Raw genomic sequence first — 14,792 nt, 5'->3', positions numbered from 1 at the left:
ATCCTCCCCAGTATGTGAAGTCTGTTTGTGGCATCACTAAGATGAAACATTTCATTTAAGCATGAAAAGCTTTCCAGAATGAGCCCTCTGTATTAATAATATCCTTGATCTGGGCAAAAGGAATCGTAAATGTCGGGAATCCCGCGACGTAAGGAGCGATTTCATAAGGGCTAAAGTATAGGTGCAGTGCATCCGCTGTGACAAAAAAAGGCTGATCCGGGCTGATTCCCTCATATGTGTCCGGAAAAACATAAGAGTATTGCGGATCATTCTTGATCTGATCTCCTACGATTTTGCTAAGCACCTTCACATAATCACTGTTCGGTTTAAATAAATCCTTAAGTTCATACATCTGACCGGTGCTCAGATTAATAATCGCATAGATCATCGTCGGCATGCCATGTGCAGCACCAGCCGGGTAGTTATAGCCCGTGAGTTTAAGCTGAAGTAATTGCTGTTGGTAGAACGTAATATCAAAATCTCCTGTATATGTGTAACCCAGCTTCTGATTCGCAGGGAATGGCTTCACTTGGGATAGTGCCTTTAACTTGGCATTTACTGCAAGCTGAACGGCTTGGTCCGTTAACCCTTCCAATTGCGGATAATACACGAGGTAATCCGGGTTGGGTTTATATTTTTCTTCGCGTACACGATATGGCGGGTGAAGGGGAACGATTGTATTTTGCCGCCAAATGATCTGCCCTGCCCGGTTTACATAGGATACCCGCTGGTCGACATACGCCTTAATCAGATCGGGAGCTACCCATTCGAGTGTGCCCGAGCCTTCAACACGGGGGTATCCCGATGCAGGTCGCCCATGAAGATCCAGAAAGAACGTTTGTGTTCCATTCGTGACTGAAGCCAGGCCTCCCTTGTAATTTGATACATCCGTATATACAAAATCCGAAAGTTTTCTACCAGTGACATCTGCAATTGCATAGACCGAACCGATAAAAGACTGTTTGGGGTCAATCGCTTGCCCCAGGGCCAGCCGATGTTCTCCCAGATCTCGAATGTCATTGTAGGCGGGTTGGATGGTAAATGTGCCCTGTGTATTAATAACGCCATAGATGGAGTTGTAATCCTCCGCTGTATTCACAATAGCGTACCCACCACTGAACGGAAATGCCGAAGTGAAGCTCGGCTGAATCCGGATATGACCACTTTCGTCGATATAACCGTATTTCCCTGATGCTTCTTTCTGAAAAGGAAGTAATCCGTTACCCAGAGGACCTACATAGGCATATGGATACGTTGCCAGCCGCTGACCATTTCGGTTAATTAAAGCATATTCATTTTCCTTGATCTGCACAACGGCCTTGCCATCCTGAAAATCGTTCGCTGAAGCGAACTGCGCCCGAATGACCTCATTTCCAGAGGTGTCCAAATAACCGTAACGACTGACTTCCCCGCCTGCCTGACTGTTGTCTGAAATGTAAAACAGCGCTCGCCCGTCCTTCACATCGGCAATAAAGGGATATGCCCGTTTGGTCAATACTGCGCCTTGTTCATCAATCATCTTGAACCCTTGGGCATCAATGACAATGGCCCGACCTTCTGTAAAAGAATTAATGGAATCGTATACAGGTTGAACGACAAATTGTCCGTTAAGATTGATGATGCCAGTCTTCCTGTCTTTCACTACGACAGCCAGGCCATTTCGTTGAAAGTCTTGGGCATCGTCAAGGATCGGTTCAATTCGAATACGACCTTGGGCGTCCATATAACCCCACCGGGTTCCAGTTGTCGTTCTGACCGATATCGGAAATAACCACGTCGTTTCACGCGGCCCCTCTGTGCCCATGGCTTGCCTAATCTTCTTTTCCAGCTCAAGCAGTGCTTCCCGCGAAGGGTATGGTTCATTGAATCTTAATGCTTGTTGGACCGAAACGAGCGCGGCAGGAGATAATCCGGCCATGTACTGGGCATCTGCAAGATAGTACCAATAGAAAGTGTAGTCTGGATAGTGTTCAGTCAATTGTTCATAATACTGTACGACCTTAGGAAAGTAATATGGATACACATCTGTTGCGGGCACCCAATTACCATTCTGCCAGCGGATGATCTCGACCCGATAAGCTTCACCTGTATCATGAATCCAGAGTGCAATTTCTACTTTGCCATCTCTGCCGTGGGGACCAGGCATATCGATGATTTCCGCATGGCTGTAATACAAATCTTCTGGCGCGAGATCAGTCAGTCCTGATTCTGTCCAATCGTATACTGCAAGCTTTGACCAGATCGCACCGACCTGCCAGCCGACAATGAGATTGTTCCGCGCCGTGGATGTCACAGATGCCGCTGTCAATAAGGTAACTCCATAACCCAAGCCTTTCGTCAAAGACATCTTGATCCAGTGACCCTGGTAAAATTTCAGAACAAGCAGGATTAATTCACCGCCCTGCTCATATACAGCAGCAATCTCCGGCATTCCATCTCCGGTTAAATCTGAAGCATAAATAGCCGGATGTTTGACCGGTTTATCAATGGTGACGACAGTCGCGCCAGCCGGAATATGTTGATTGACAATTTGCGTTAACAGAGGTTCACTCATGGACATGCCTGTTTCCTCCTTAAGACAGCATTCGCCTAATGTATGGGTATGCATCATAAGCGGGGATATGACATCTGAGCGAATATAACCGTTAACTTTGAAGATTCAAAAACCCATTTTACTCAAATAAAATAAAAAGAATTGCAGAGGCTCATGCTTCTGCAATTCTTTATGTGCCGATTAGTTCAGGATGATTCTTGAGTGCTGAGCTGCACATATTGTGTGAGGCGGCAATAATGAAGCAACATAAGCTCCTCATTACCGCTCCCCAAAGCGGTTTTTCGGCCCTCTTCTATCATGTGTTCCAAAATCTCGCGAAGAAAAGTCATTTGAAATCTCGAGGTCTCTACAATTAATTGTTCCAACACATCAATATCTTTCAGTGTGAATTGGGATAATCCGCGAAGCAACAGCTCTTCTGACCAGCTGCTAATCTTCTGCATCAACTGATTATAGTCTTCCAACTCTTCCCGTCCTTCCATAACCCATATCCAGTTTCAGACTGATCACTGTTGGACCCTTCAGGAAGCTGATCGGGTATATCCGTTGCTGCTCTATACGTACAAAAGCATAGAAGTCTTCGAGTGTTCCTGCTCCATAGCCAGACTCTAGCCGTTTGATCATGGTCTCCCATTCCGTTGAATAAGGAAGAGTCAGATCCAACGTCTCCCCATGGTCACTCTCCATCGTTAGAATAAGGTCCTGTGATTGCTTCTCGAAGCGATGCTCTACAACCCGGGCAACCTTGATCATCGCCAGTCGTTCTTTCGGAACGGAAAACAACTCAAATGAGCGTGCATCTTCAGCGAGTACGGAGGGTATATCTTGCATGTACTTGCCCAGATTCACCTCTTCCACTGATGTTCGTGGCAACAGTGTAAGCTTTGCGCTTTCCCCGGAGGAGAGTCTATGCTCTTCATTTACTTTCACCGAGCGAAACTGAATCTCTTCACCGGCAAATTGACGAAAAGTCAGATTGGGCAGCCATGGAGTGAAGGAACCATAATGCTCTGTATATGAGAATTGATTATCTTCATAGTATACAGCCCGCACATCGCTGTACGTATAGATTTCCGCATCATCAGAGCAATAGAAATAATAAGTGATTCCACGGTAACCGGAGCGTGTCTCCCATGCATCAGCACCCAGTCCATACAGATGCAGCTCTGGAACCGCATAGTATTTACTTCGAAAACTGCCAATGAGCTGACTTTGTTTGAACGCAGATACCTTCTCTTGTTCAAGCACCTGTAGTGCAAGATACAACTTGCTTATCCGATCAAGCATCGATTGCATGGAGAACCGTACGTGTCGGTTAAAAAATAGTTGCAGTTCTCCTTGAATCCCACGTAAACCTCGCTCAATGTCGGGAAGATGACCACTATGAGCGGCAATCGCCAATGTCTCCAATTGGGCCATATACGATTGCGGTAGACGAGCAAGTCCCGTCTTTAGCAGGCCTGTCAGCATGGAACGACATTCCTTCACTGTTTGAAGTGAAAACTTGGTATCATGGACTCTTCCACTTATGGCATCCGTATCATCCAAACCTTGCTGCATCCGATACCGCAGTATTGCTTCAAGTTTGGCCATATTACCGGCAGTTTGTTTTACTTTGCACAGGGCCTTAGCCAGACTAGCTTCTTCTGTAAACGAAACCTCAATTTCTTGTTTCACCAGACGCACCGTTAGAAGAGAATCCTCCAATACTTCAATCTGTTCTGGATATCTTAATCGGAACAGAACCTCCTCAATCAACGAAGAACGATATGATTTGATCAAAGGAGCAAGATCCGATTCAACTATCCAGCGGAAGCGGGACTTCATCCCATGGGAATGTGTATTTTGAATTTGACCTGCCTGATGAACATGCATTTTATCCAGACCAGACTCAGGTGCCAACTCTGCTGTTGACGCTTCTTCACCCTGATTTAATGTATCCTCAGTCTGATGTTCCCGTTGATAATACAAAATCGAAATCAGTACATGTTTGCAAATATTGTCTGCCGGACAGGAGCATTCCCAATGATCCAGCGTATTTTCAAGCATACAATGTGTACCATCAGTCAACTGACAATTCACAGAGGCTTCATTCCAAGTGTATTGCACAGTCACGCCATGATCCAACTCTTTCAGAGACCTTTTGTACAATCCCTTGTTAGCATATCGAATCAAATAATCCTCCGTACACAGCTTCGAAAACATCCGAAATTTCAGTTCAAATCCACTCACGTGATCAACGTCCTGACGCTCTTAAAATATCATAGATCGTCTCACTGAACACACGACCTGCAATTTCACCCAAAGCAATGGACTTGTGATCGCTATAATAATAGTATTTCTGACTGCCAGGTTTGAAGAAGTGCAGAGATTCCAGCGTGATATCTTCCAATCCTTCATAATATGAAATGCTGGTACCACTGAAGCGCAGTTCTGCGACAAGATCTCCATACTCTTTGTAAAATTCATGATACCAGCCGCCATCCTGTGCTGGACCTTTGATCCATCCGTATTTCTCCAGTGCTTTGGGGAATGCAGTGGGAGAGAAATCAGACTCCGGCAAGCGGTCATATTCAACCTTGTTTTTGTCTTCATCCTCAGGCACATGAATTTGACGATTCAGCTGCTCAAACGGCTGCTTGATCTCATAATCCTCCAGCTGCGTTTTCCATCCTTCTAGCGTAGATGGGTCCAGTTCGAGTGGATGAATCAATCCCACTAGAGATTCCAAAGGCAGCTCGTATTCATCCTCATCGACGGTATTAAACGTGCCATCCTCCATATAACGGAACGTGGTGACCAACTGACCATCTTCATATGTGCCCCATATCAGACCTACAGCAAATTTCTGCATGATTACATTCTGTACAAACAATGCTGTCCACTCATCAGCAGACCACAGCCGTTGTTTGGACAAGGACTCTTCCAGACGTTGCGCCTGGATGTTAACCATTGTTTTGAGATCCTTCTTCAATTGTGTGAAACGCGCCTTAGATTGTGCTGCAAGTTCAGCATCATCTTTCTGCGTTGGAGCAGGTAGACTCTTCACTGATTTACCCGTTTCTTCATTTACAACAACGACTTGCAGATCTCCATTCACTTTAATCAGGAATGAACGCTCCCCGTAGCTCAGCTGCATCGTCCCATTTTTATCAAAACCAAGTGTGGTGACGAGTCGATCTTCCAGTTGTTCCGAGGTAAGTCCCCTATTATCCGCTGCCAGCTGCAACGCTTCTTCAGCCGCACCCTTAACCTGGCGGTTCTTCACACTGCGTTTAATCTTGTCAATCGCCATGAGAGCAGAAGGTTCCTTAAGATAGGCCAATACTTTTACAGCATCTGCGGCAATGGCGCCTCGGCTGTTTTCTGTCCATTCCTTAATTTGGGGAGCCAAGATATTCACAATTTGAGTATCGCCAAAGAGTGCCGAGAGGTACATCACCCACTTTTCTTTCGCAGAAGCACCCACCTGAATCCACAACTGCAGCAGCTCACCAGCAAACCGTGCGAGCGACTCCTCGCTTACATATTCACGTAGTTCATTCAGTCTTTCGTTCGGTGCAGATGTATGATCTATTGATTGCACCAAGATATATTGCTTGATTCGATCATCTAATGGTAGATTGTCCTCTGAACGTATCAGAGAAGGAAGATCGTTCAAGGACAACCAGCTTAGTCTGGTCAGCTTTTTGGCATCTGCCTGATCTGCAAGTGCCGCATGAGCATACTCTGGGCTTTGATCCGCGGTATCCAGCAGAATCTGAATCAGGTTCTTCCATTCCGCAGACTTCTCACCCTTCAAAAGCTCACGGTATATATCCTTGCTATTGTCCAGACTGCGGATGGCGCTCAGAGCCATTTCTTTCACACCCGCTTTTTTCTCCGAACGATATATTGTCATGTATAAGTCCGGGTCAGGAATTCGATTGAATTCAGATAATGCTACGCCATTTGCCTTTTTGGATGAATCCTGCAACCCGGCACGAATCGCTTCAGCTACCTGTTTAGTCGATAGCTCTTGACGTTGTTCAAAGGTGATTTCCAGGATTAAGATACGTGTGTCCGTGGGCAGTTTCTTGTACTGTCCCAGAGCAAAGTCCAGATTTTGCTGAATGATCCGGCGATATTCATCCTGAGGCATCGATTTGTACTTATAATCGGTCATACCGTTGAGAGAGATCAGGCTGGACAGCAATTTTTCTTGTTTCACCTCTGGATCTTGGCCGTAAAGTGCAAGCAGCTTCTCACCGCTAAACGCGTAAGATTGATACATATCAGAAACGATATCCAGAGTCCACTCGGGATGCGTGGTCAGAATCACGAACCGACGCATCGCCTCCGAATCCAAAGGCAGGAAACTAATGCTGATCAAGTTATGAACGCGCCTTTTGTCACGATTCAGATTATTAAACAGTCCACGACTATGCGGATCTTCCCAGTAGTCCTCAAGGGAACTCTCCCCGTTTAAATATCGTGCAATCGCAATTCCCTGTCTGCCTCCATCTAATGGATGTCGAAGAGAGCTGAATACGGCTTGCTCAACCGTTTCATCCACATCTGGAACTGCGATTCCATGGTCCTCCAGCACTTTTTGAATACACAATTTGAGGAATGGTGGTTTTAATATGTGGTATGCACGAATTGCTTGTTGCGGATCATTCACAATCGTTGATTGCAGAAATTGCCATGGTATGGTGTACGATTCGAGTTCATTACGCAACATTTCAATGAGCTGATATGGCTCGTCCAGGGGCACCAGCCCTGACAGCAACTCATTGGCATTTTTCGTTCTTGTATCCATACTTAACAAATAGCGCCGAACTTCAAGTGGATAGATCTCATGTAATTGGTTTATGGCTTCGAGCAAAATAAGACCGGTCTCACTTTGGTCTTCAAGGAAACGGTGTTTGCCACCACTGATGTTAACCAAATACAACAAAGCATTGCTCAAAAGGATCATCGTTTTGTCGAACTCACTGTATGACAGCTGCTCCTTTTTGGAGAGAGAAGAATTCGAATAGTTCTCAGCTATAACCTGATTATGCTTCTCTCGCAGGAATTCATCATTTAATTCATATGCAGATCTGTTATGTTTCGTTTGGAAATTGCAAACTACCAGTGGCTCAATCAATGTATGCAATTCGTGCCGCAGCTTACTGGTATCATGGGTCATCACGTGTTGAAACAATGCAGGCAGAGATTGAGTGAACTGTTGCACCTGGGCAAGATGAGAAGGGCTATCATTGAGATCTGAATAGAGTCGAAGGAGTATCATTCCATTGATTACATCCCGGGAATTCCCCTTCAGTCTGCTCTTTAATTCATCCAGAATTTCCTTCTCTCCAGCATAACGATTGATTTTCTCCAAACGGGACAGCAACCCGCCCATCCGATCATTGGTTTTGCTCTTTCCACTCAGTCCATAAGCTTCCGAGTCGTTTCCAAGGCAGAGCGTAAAACCATCGGTTCTCCACGAATTCCTTCTGGAATAATTGGATTCCATATGAATTACAATGGCTCCCGCTCGAAAAAAGATATCTCCGTCATCCTTTTTGGCAATTTTCATGAGTACTTCTATCGTCTGGTACGCATAATGGCTGGAACCACCCAACATATCCGGAAACTTATCCGTCGTTCCCATCACATAATCAATGATTTCCGAAATTCGGTCCGTTTTCAACGAATATTCATTGGAACACACCTCTGCAAACTTCTCCACCAAAGCTTCTACTGCGCGGTCTGCGGTTAACATTACACATTCCTCCTCGAATATCAGTGTATAAATGATCTTGTATATAACCAATTACGTAATAATTTCGCCAATCCAGTCTGCCAACTCATTGGGGGTAATCGCAGCTACATGTGCACCCATATTGGATAACGTCTGCGCAGCATGTTTGTTGTACACGGTATCTCCGTTAAAATCGAGTGCCGTCAGCACAAGCAATTTGCAGCCCGTATCCAGAATATCCTTGCATGCCTTATACATGTGCTGGATCGGGTAACCCTCCTCCAAATCGCTAACGAGAATGTATATCGTTTTCCCAGGATTTTCGATTAACGTCTCACCATAACGGAGTGCCTTGGTAATATGCGTTCCCCCGCCAAGCTGCACGTTCATAAGCACATCTACCGGATCTTCCAGCCTGTCACTCAAATCGACAACCTGTGTGTCAAAAATGAACAATTTCGTTCGCAGTGCATTCAGGCGATAGAAAATGCTGGCCATCACCGAACTGTATATCACTGAATCCATCATGCTTCCGCTCTCATCCACACCAATGATGATGTCCCACTTGTTATGAGACTGGATATTCCCGTCAAAATATAGACGATCAATTACAAATCTTCGATTGTTTTTGTCATAATTCTTCAAGTTCTTGGTAATCGTCTGCTTGAAATTCAGATTGCGCAAGGAACGCACCGAACTGGATGCATAACGGCTGCGTTTCCCCATAATGCTCGCTTTGGTCTGAGATTCCAGTTTGCGTCGCAGATCTTCAACCACGACTCGCACGATTTCCTTGGCACTCTTTAACACGTCGCCTTTCATTCGTCCTTTAAATTGCATAATGTTCTTGAGCAGGTTCATATTGGGTTCGAGGGATTCCAGCAGCTTTTTGTCCGTTAACAATTCCGTTAGGCCATACCGGTCAAGCGCCTGTTTCTCCAGAATTTCTACCGTTGATTTCGGGAATAATTCCCTGACCTTATGCAACCATTTGGGAACGGATAGATCCGAAGGGCCCCTTCCTCCCCCTTTTCTGTAACCCTGCTCTTCACCGTATTCGCGATTATACAGATATCCGAGAATCTCATCGACTTCGGTATATTTAAAATCATCAGGGGAATAGTCTTCAGCATTGGACAGTCCTTCTTCGGCGGATTCACCTAGAATAAGGCGCCAACGGTTTAAGGTTTCTGCCCGATTCAGCTCAGCATTGTCTTTCACCATTTCCTTGGTTGTATTGAGCTCATTCAGATTAGCTTCCATGCGTCAAACTCCTTCCGAAGGGCTTCATCCCATGTTTTGGTCTGGATCAGCAATCGCTCGTCAACGGAAGGCCATGACATCTCTTCGTTCTCTACCTGATGCAAGCTCGCAACCCGATCCGCAATCAGGCCTGTCTCCATGGGGGTAAAGTAGGTAAACGCCAAACGAAGCTCAGGAATCATGCGAATAAACTCTTCATAATCAAGCTGCTCGATCATATAGTTCAATTCTGATAAAAGCTGATCTTCATACAAAAAAGCGTCCCGTGCTACAGAGAACACGCCCTGTAGATAAAGTGCAGTCTGCCGGGACTGTTCCTGCGATCCCCGAATATATGCACGTGCCCGATCCACGATCTCTTCTCTATGTCTGTCGCCAAGTCCTGAAGAGATGGCAATACACACCCCCTCCAGCTGTGCCGGAAGTTGGCTGTCTGACAGAAGTTCATCCAGGTGTGCCCGGAAGGTATCATCCCGAAAATGATCTTCGGACGACTCTGCCAGCATGGCAAGCAGCTTCAGTCCCTGGACAATCGCTTCATGTTCATCCGGATTCGTTCTTGAGAGCTGCATCAGTTTGTTAACGGCATTGTTATAAGCTTCAGACACGAGATTAAGGAGCTGCGGTTCCTCAGACAACCCAAGAAGTCTGCGATGCTGCTGAATTCGATTCAAAATATGCAGACTTCCACACAACGACAGGAAATTCCCATCCTTCCGGAGCGCCGACTTCACTTGTTCATACAGCTTCATTGCGGTATCCTGCAGACCCATAAGTAAAGCCTGAAGCATGGATTTAGCAAGGTCACCGCTGTGATGATCCGGTATTCCCTGCATCTCTTCTTCCATCTTGCGCGTAGCGGCTTCCCGAATTGTGCCTCCATAGAGTGAATTCTCAATCAATCGAGCCTCAATTCTTGAGGAATAGGTATATACCCACGTCTCCCGAACAAGGTTCATGTCACGCTGTGCAATCCAATCCGGGCCCGATTGTCGCTTCGCGAACTCCGGAACGAGATAGACCATACATTGAAACAATTGACTTTGCCGACGATGATCAGGTTTGGCGTATAGATCAAGTACCTTTTTATGTTGGCCTGTAGTACGAATTTGAAGTTTGGACTCTGTACAACGTTCTTTGAAATCCTCAACGATTGGAATACTGAATGGGTTGGGAGCCACTTTTCCGATGACATCCCCGGTTAGCAATCTGTGCAGTTCTTGTATTGGTTTGTCTGAAGCTAATGTAAGTTCACCCTTAACAAAGGAAGAAAGTGTTGCATCCATCAGCTCATAGACTCCGCCTTCCCTTTTTCCTCTCAGTCCTGCGAGTCCCTGAACCATACTGTACGCCTCAATAGCGTCGCTGGTTGATACATGTTCATGTCCTTCCCTCAGCTTGCGGGTTAGTCGGGATAACAAGTCCAAAGCGGTCAAATTGTACACGGAATTCTTTCGCCGAAGCAGCTGGGTCCAGATCTGTTCGTAATAATTCACGTAAGGCATGCCGCTTGCATACCCATTCAGCCGATCCGCTTCGGCAAACGTATAGACCATGGGATACATCTGCTGATGCACCGAATTGTGAGCCTTCGCATGCTCTTGCATCGTCATCTCTTCTGAGTCCGTCCCATGATTCTCGGGACTGAGGAGTCCATACGTATGAAATCCGCCAGTGATAACAAGCACACGTGCATGCTCCTGCCCAGCCTGTTTGATACGACTTCTCATATGAGCTTCTCTTGCCAAATCCCCTGTACTGTGCAAGCGCTCCGCTGAATAACACATCCGGGATAAGGTACAGTACGTGAATACATCCTGTACAAATGCCTGTGTTGACTTCCCCAGACCACCAATCTCAAATACGTTCTCCCACAACTCATCGAAACTTCGACAGTTTGTTTTCTGACATAAACGGTTAATAAACTCAGACCCTGCGAGCAAAGTTTCATCTTGAATGGAAATTTCCCGCTGTTCTGCCTTGTTGGGCTTGGAGAAATGATGATAATCCAGGTCGATAAAAGTTGCAGGGATGCTCAGCCGAGCTGCTTCTTTCAGCGCTACATATTCAGGAGAGTAACGAAGCATTGGATAATAACAGGCCGCTCTCTCCTCTTCACTCTCATAGGTGTAGTAAAGACTAACAGGAGGTAGGGTCGCCTCATCAGCCAGAACTTGAAGTAAGGGATTGCCGCTCTCAGGGCCTTCGATTAGAATGAAGTCCGGCTTGTATTCTTCAATCAATCGCAGCAAATGATAGGAACAGGCTGGACTATGATGGCGTATGGGGAAATAAACCGTTCCGTTGTTCAGGTTATACACCCGGGACTCAAATAGCGTCTGTAACTGGGCAACATCCAAATCCGCTTTTCCTGTTAACCGATCCATTTCTTTTCCTCGTAATAATCCTTCCAAATCCTTTCTTCTCTCGAACGCTCCTTCACGACCTTGGAGAAGTAGGTTTTGAGAATGGACAGATCCTTGTCGCTTTCTTTCGCTATCGTCCCTAGCATGTTTTGCACCAGCCGATCCAATGCGATTCCCTTGTCTTCGTAATAATAAGAAGTCATTGCACTCTGTACATATACAGATACAGCTTCAGCCGTACTCATGGACGCTTGGGGCGTATCCAGCTTGTAACCTTCCCGCGTCATTCCCGTGCGAAGCTCCATAAATGTCGTGGCCAGCAATTCAACCACATCCGAATTGATCTCGGTGTCTATCCCGCTATGTAATAACAGGCTGCGAGCCTGGGATTCAATAATTTTTGCTTCCATTTTCACACTGCTGATCGGTTTGATCGTCTCAAAATTGAAACGGCGCTTCAGCGCACCACTCATTTCATTGACTCCCTTATCACGAATGTTCGCCGTAGCAATAACGTTAAACCCCGGTTTGGCAAACAGCACACCGCCATCCAGTTCAGGAATACTCATCACCTTGTCACTGAGAATACTGATCAGGCTATCCTGTGCTTCAGCAGGACAACGTGTAATTTCCTCAAAACGGGTAAGAATTCCCTTTTTCATTCCGTTATACAACGGTGAGGGTACAAGTGCGGCTTCGGACGGGCCTTTATCCAGCAGCATGGCATAATTCCAGGAATATTTAATCATGTCCTCGGTTGTACCTGCCGTACCCTGAATTGTGTTCAGGCTGGTACCAGAAATGGCAGCGGTCAGCAGTTCACTGAGCATGGTCTTGGCTGTCCCGGGTTCACCCACAAGCATTAAACCCCGATTGCCTGCCAGTGTCACGACTGCACGTTCAATGAGAACATCGTTGCCATAAAATTTCCGTGTAATGGGAACCTCACCTCCATTCAACATCGCAGGCTTTTCTCTGCCAATAATAAAATCTCTGACATAGGCCGGGGACAGCAGCCAGTTTGGAGGACGTTTTCCCGTATCTTCCTCTCGTAAAGCCCTTAATTCTGTCTCATATAGTGTCTCGGCGGGTGGCTTAAGCATCTCCATCGTCAAGGTTTCTCCTCTCGCAAACAGATCGTATGTTCTTATTACGTTTTATCTTATCACAGCAGCCTTTGAACGGACTTAGAAAACGCCAAAAATGGTTGAAACGTCCTTCTTATCGGCATTCTTCCTGAGCCAATGGACATAGTTCGTAGCATAATTGTGAATTACTTATATCATTGCATCATGGAGGTTGCATTCAAAACTAATTTGAATCCTCGTTGTTGTTGTAGACAACTTCAATTTATAGGCCATACGTCCTTATAGTTCATTAAACACCACGTAATATGGTTCAAGCAGCATAAGTCCAATCTCACAAAAAAACACAGCCCAGTAGTCTGTGTCTTTACTTCATTTCTTTTGATTTTATTCCTTATTCCATGTGCTATTCTATCTAAAATTAAGTAGGCTTTCTATACCATATTTGTTAGTCAAAAACAAGGTTTCAATCCATCCAATATTGAATATATAGATGGTGCAGGCTTTTCGTATGAAGCCACCGAAATTAACATATGATCCCTTAGATAAGATGCGTAACAATACGAGCTTTTGATGAGAGGAGATTAACCATTTGAGTACTAATGAAACTTCACAGTCTGAGTTGTTCACTCAAGAATTTACACAGAACCCTTACCCCGTATACGAAAAGCTGAGACAAAATGATCCAATTCACAGAGTCCTGTTTCCTCATGGTGATTTCGGTTGGATTATTAGCCGATATGAGGATGCAGTGGAAGTGTTGAAAGACAACCGTTTCAGTAAGGACGTAGTCAAACGTTATGGACCCGATCAACAAAATATATTCGTGCATAACATGCTTTTTTCCGATCCACCTGATCATCGCCGGTTACGTGGACTCGTACAGAAGGCTTTTACTCCAAGATTGATTGAGGGCATGAGAAGCCATATTCAAGATATTGCTGACGATCTCCTGGATAATCTCAATTCCCAGGATAAGATGAATCTGATTGATGAGTTTGCATTTCCATTACCGATCATTGTCATCAGCGAGATCCTGGGTGTACCTCTTGAAGATCAGGACAAATTCCGTTTATGGTCCAATTCCATTATCGATGCGACAAGTGCGGAGCATTCCGAAGTGTTTGAGAAGCATGCCCAGGAGTTCATTGATTACCTGAATAATTGGTTTGCCAAAGTACGTGAGCAGCCGGGTGACGATCTGATCAGTCAGCTCGTTGTAGCAGAAGAATCAGGAGAACAACTCACTGAAAAGGAACTGCTTGGTGTTGTCGCTCTGCTGATCATCGCCGGGCACGAAACAACTGTCAATCTGATCGGTAATGGTGTACTTGCCCTTTTGGAGCATCCGGAACAACGCGACCTGCTGATCAAGCAGCCTGAGTTAATCCATAATGCTGTTGAAGAAATGCTGCGTTATAACGGTCCGGTTGAATTCAGCACATCTCGCTGGGCATCCGAGGACATAGAATTTCATGGACATCACATCGCTGAAGGTGAACTAGTCATTGTAGCACTGGATTCAGCCAATCGGGATGAAGAGAAATTTAAAGATGCGGATGTTTTTGACATCACTCGTGAGAAGAGCCCACATTTGGCTTTTGGCAAAGGCATTCATCTCTGTCTGGGAGCCCCTCTCGCGCGACTTGAAGGCGAGATTGCGATTAATACACTGCTTCGCCGCTTTCCCGATATGCAGCTTCAGACAGACGTTAATGAACTTGAATGGAGACCTGGCATGATTGTTCGTGGGGTTAAGGAAATTCCGGTACAGCTTAAATAAATATGTATTT

The 14,792-nt window shown here is 45.6% G+C and carries 8 protein-coding genes; 1 reads left to right on the top strand and 7 read right to left on the bottom strand.

Annotated elements, in window-relative coordinates; all coding sequences use genetic code 11:
• Nucleotides 1-55 precede the first annotated feature (55 nt).
• The 7 genes from BMY78_RS11675 to BMY78_RS11645 form a co-directional block, all read right to left on the bottom strand.
• The gene (locus BMY78_RS11675) at nt 56-2,560 is read right to left on the bottom strand and encodes a WG repeat-containing protein (protein WP_090898372.1); all 2,505 of its coding nucleotides are present in this window, start codon (nt 2,558-2,560) and stop codon (nt 56-58) included.
• Between the two features lie 179 nt (nt 2,561-2,739).
• A complete protein-coding gene (locus BMY78_RS11670) occupies nt 2,740-3,018 on the bottom strand; it encodes a hypothetical protein (protein WP_143067022.1) in 279 nt (92 codons plus the stop codon).
• Nucleotides 3,005-4,786, bottom strand: a complete 1,782-nt coding sequence (locus BMY78_RS11665) for a hypothetical protein (protein ID WP_090898367.1) — start codon at nt 4,784-4,786, stop codon at nt 3,005-3,007. Before BMY78_RS11665 ends, BMY78_RS11670 begins: the two co-directional genes overlap by 14 nt.
• Before the next feature lie 4 nt (nt 4,787-4,790).
• On the bottom strand, nt 4,791-8,306 hold the full coding sequence (locus BMY78_RS11660) for a DUF4132 domain-containing protein (RefSeq protein WP_090898364.1): 3,516 nt from the start codon (nt 8,304-8,306) through the stop codon (nt 4,791-4,793).
• Between the two features lie 51 nt (nt 8,307-8,357).
• Entirely contained in the window at nt 8,358-9,509 is a 1,152-nt protein-coding gene (locus BMY78_RS11655) for a VWA domain-containing protein (protein ID WP_256222210.1), read from the bottom strand.
• Between the two features lie 23 nt (nt 9,510-9,532).
• Nucleotides 9,533-11,935: a DUF5682 family protein gene (locus tag BMY78_RS11650; RefSeq protein WP_090898358.1), complete on the bottom strand. Its 2,403-nt coding sequence runs from the start codon at nt 11,933-11,935 to the stop codon at nt 9,533-9,535.
• Nucleotides 11,923-13,023 carry an ATP-binding protein gene (locus BMY78_RS11645; protein WP_090898355.1) on the bottom strand — a complete coding sequence of 367 codons (1,101 nt, stop codon included), beginning with the start codon at nt 13,021-13,023 and terminating at the stop codon, nt 11,923-11,925. The genes BMY78_RS11650 and BMY78_RS11645 overlap by 13 nt, the downstream gene beginning before the upstream one ends.
• Nucleotides 13,024-13,591: 568 nt before the next feature.
• On the opposite strand from BMY78_RS11645, the gene BMY78_RS11640 reads away from it, so the two are divergent.
• Nucleotides 13,592-14,782: a cytochrome P450 family protein gene (locus BMY78_RS11640; protein WP_090898352.1), complete on the top strand. Its 1,191-nt coding sequence runs from the start codon at nt 13,592-13,594 to the stop codon at nt 14,780-14,782.
• The last annotated feature ends 10 nt before the right edge of the window (nt 14,783-14,792 follow it).

The organism is Paenibacillus sp. OK076 (genome assembly GCF_900110055.1).
Classification (GTDB): domain Bacteria; phylum Bacillota; class Bacilli; order Paenibacillales; family Paenibacillaceae; genus Paenibacillus.
This window is presented reverse-complemented; position numbering and strand designations above follow the sequence as displayed.

Excerpts from the sequence above, each read along its gene's own strand:
- BMY78_RS11675 (WP_090898372.1), bottom strand. The coding sequence starts at position 2,560 with ATGTCCATGAGTGAACCTCTGTTAACGCAAATTGTCAATCAACATATT.
- BMY78_RS11660 (WP_090898364.1), bottom strand. The coding sequence starts at position 8,306 with ATGTTAACCGCAGACCGCGCAGTAGAAGCTTTGGTGGAGAAGTTTGCA.
- BMY78_RS11655 (WP_256222210.1), bottom strand. The coding sequence starts at position 9,509 with ATGGTGAAAGACAATGCTGAGCTGAATCGGGCAGAAACCTTAAACCGT.
- BMY78_RS11650 (WP_090898358.1), bottom strand. The coding sequence starts at position 11,935 with ATGGATCGGTTAACAGGAAAAGCGGATTTGGATGTTGCCCAGTTACAG.
- BMY78_RS11645 (WP_090898355.1), bottom strand. The coding sequence starts at position 13,023 with ATGGAGATGCTTAAGCCACCCGCCGAGACACTATATGAGACAGAATTA.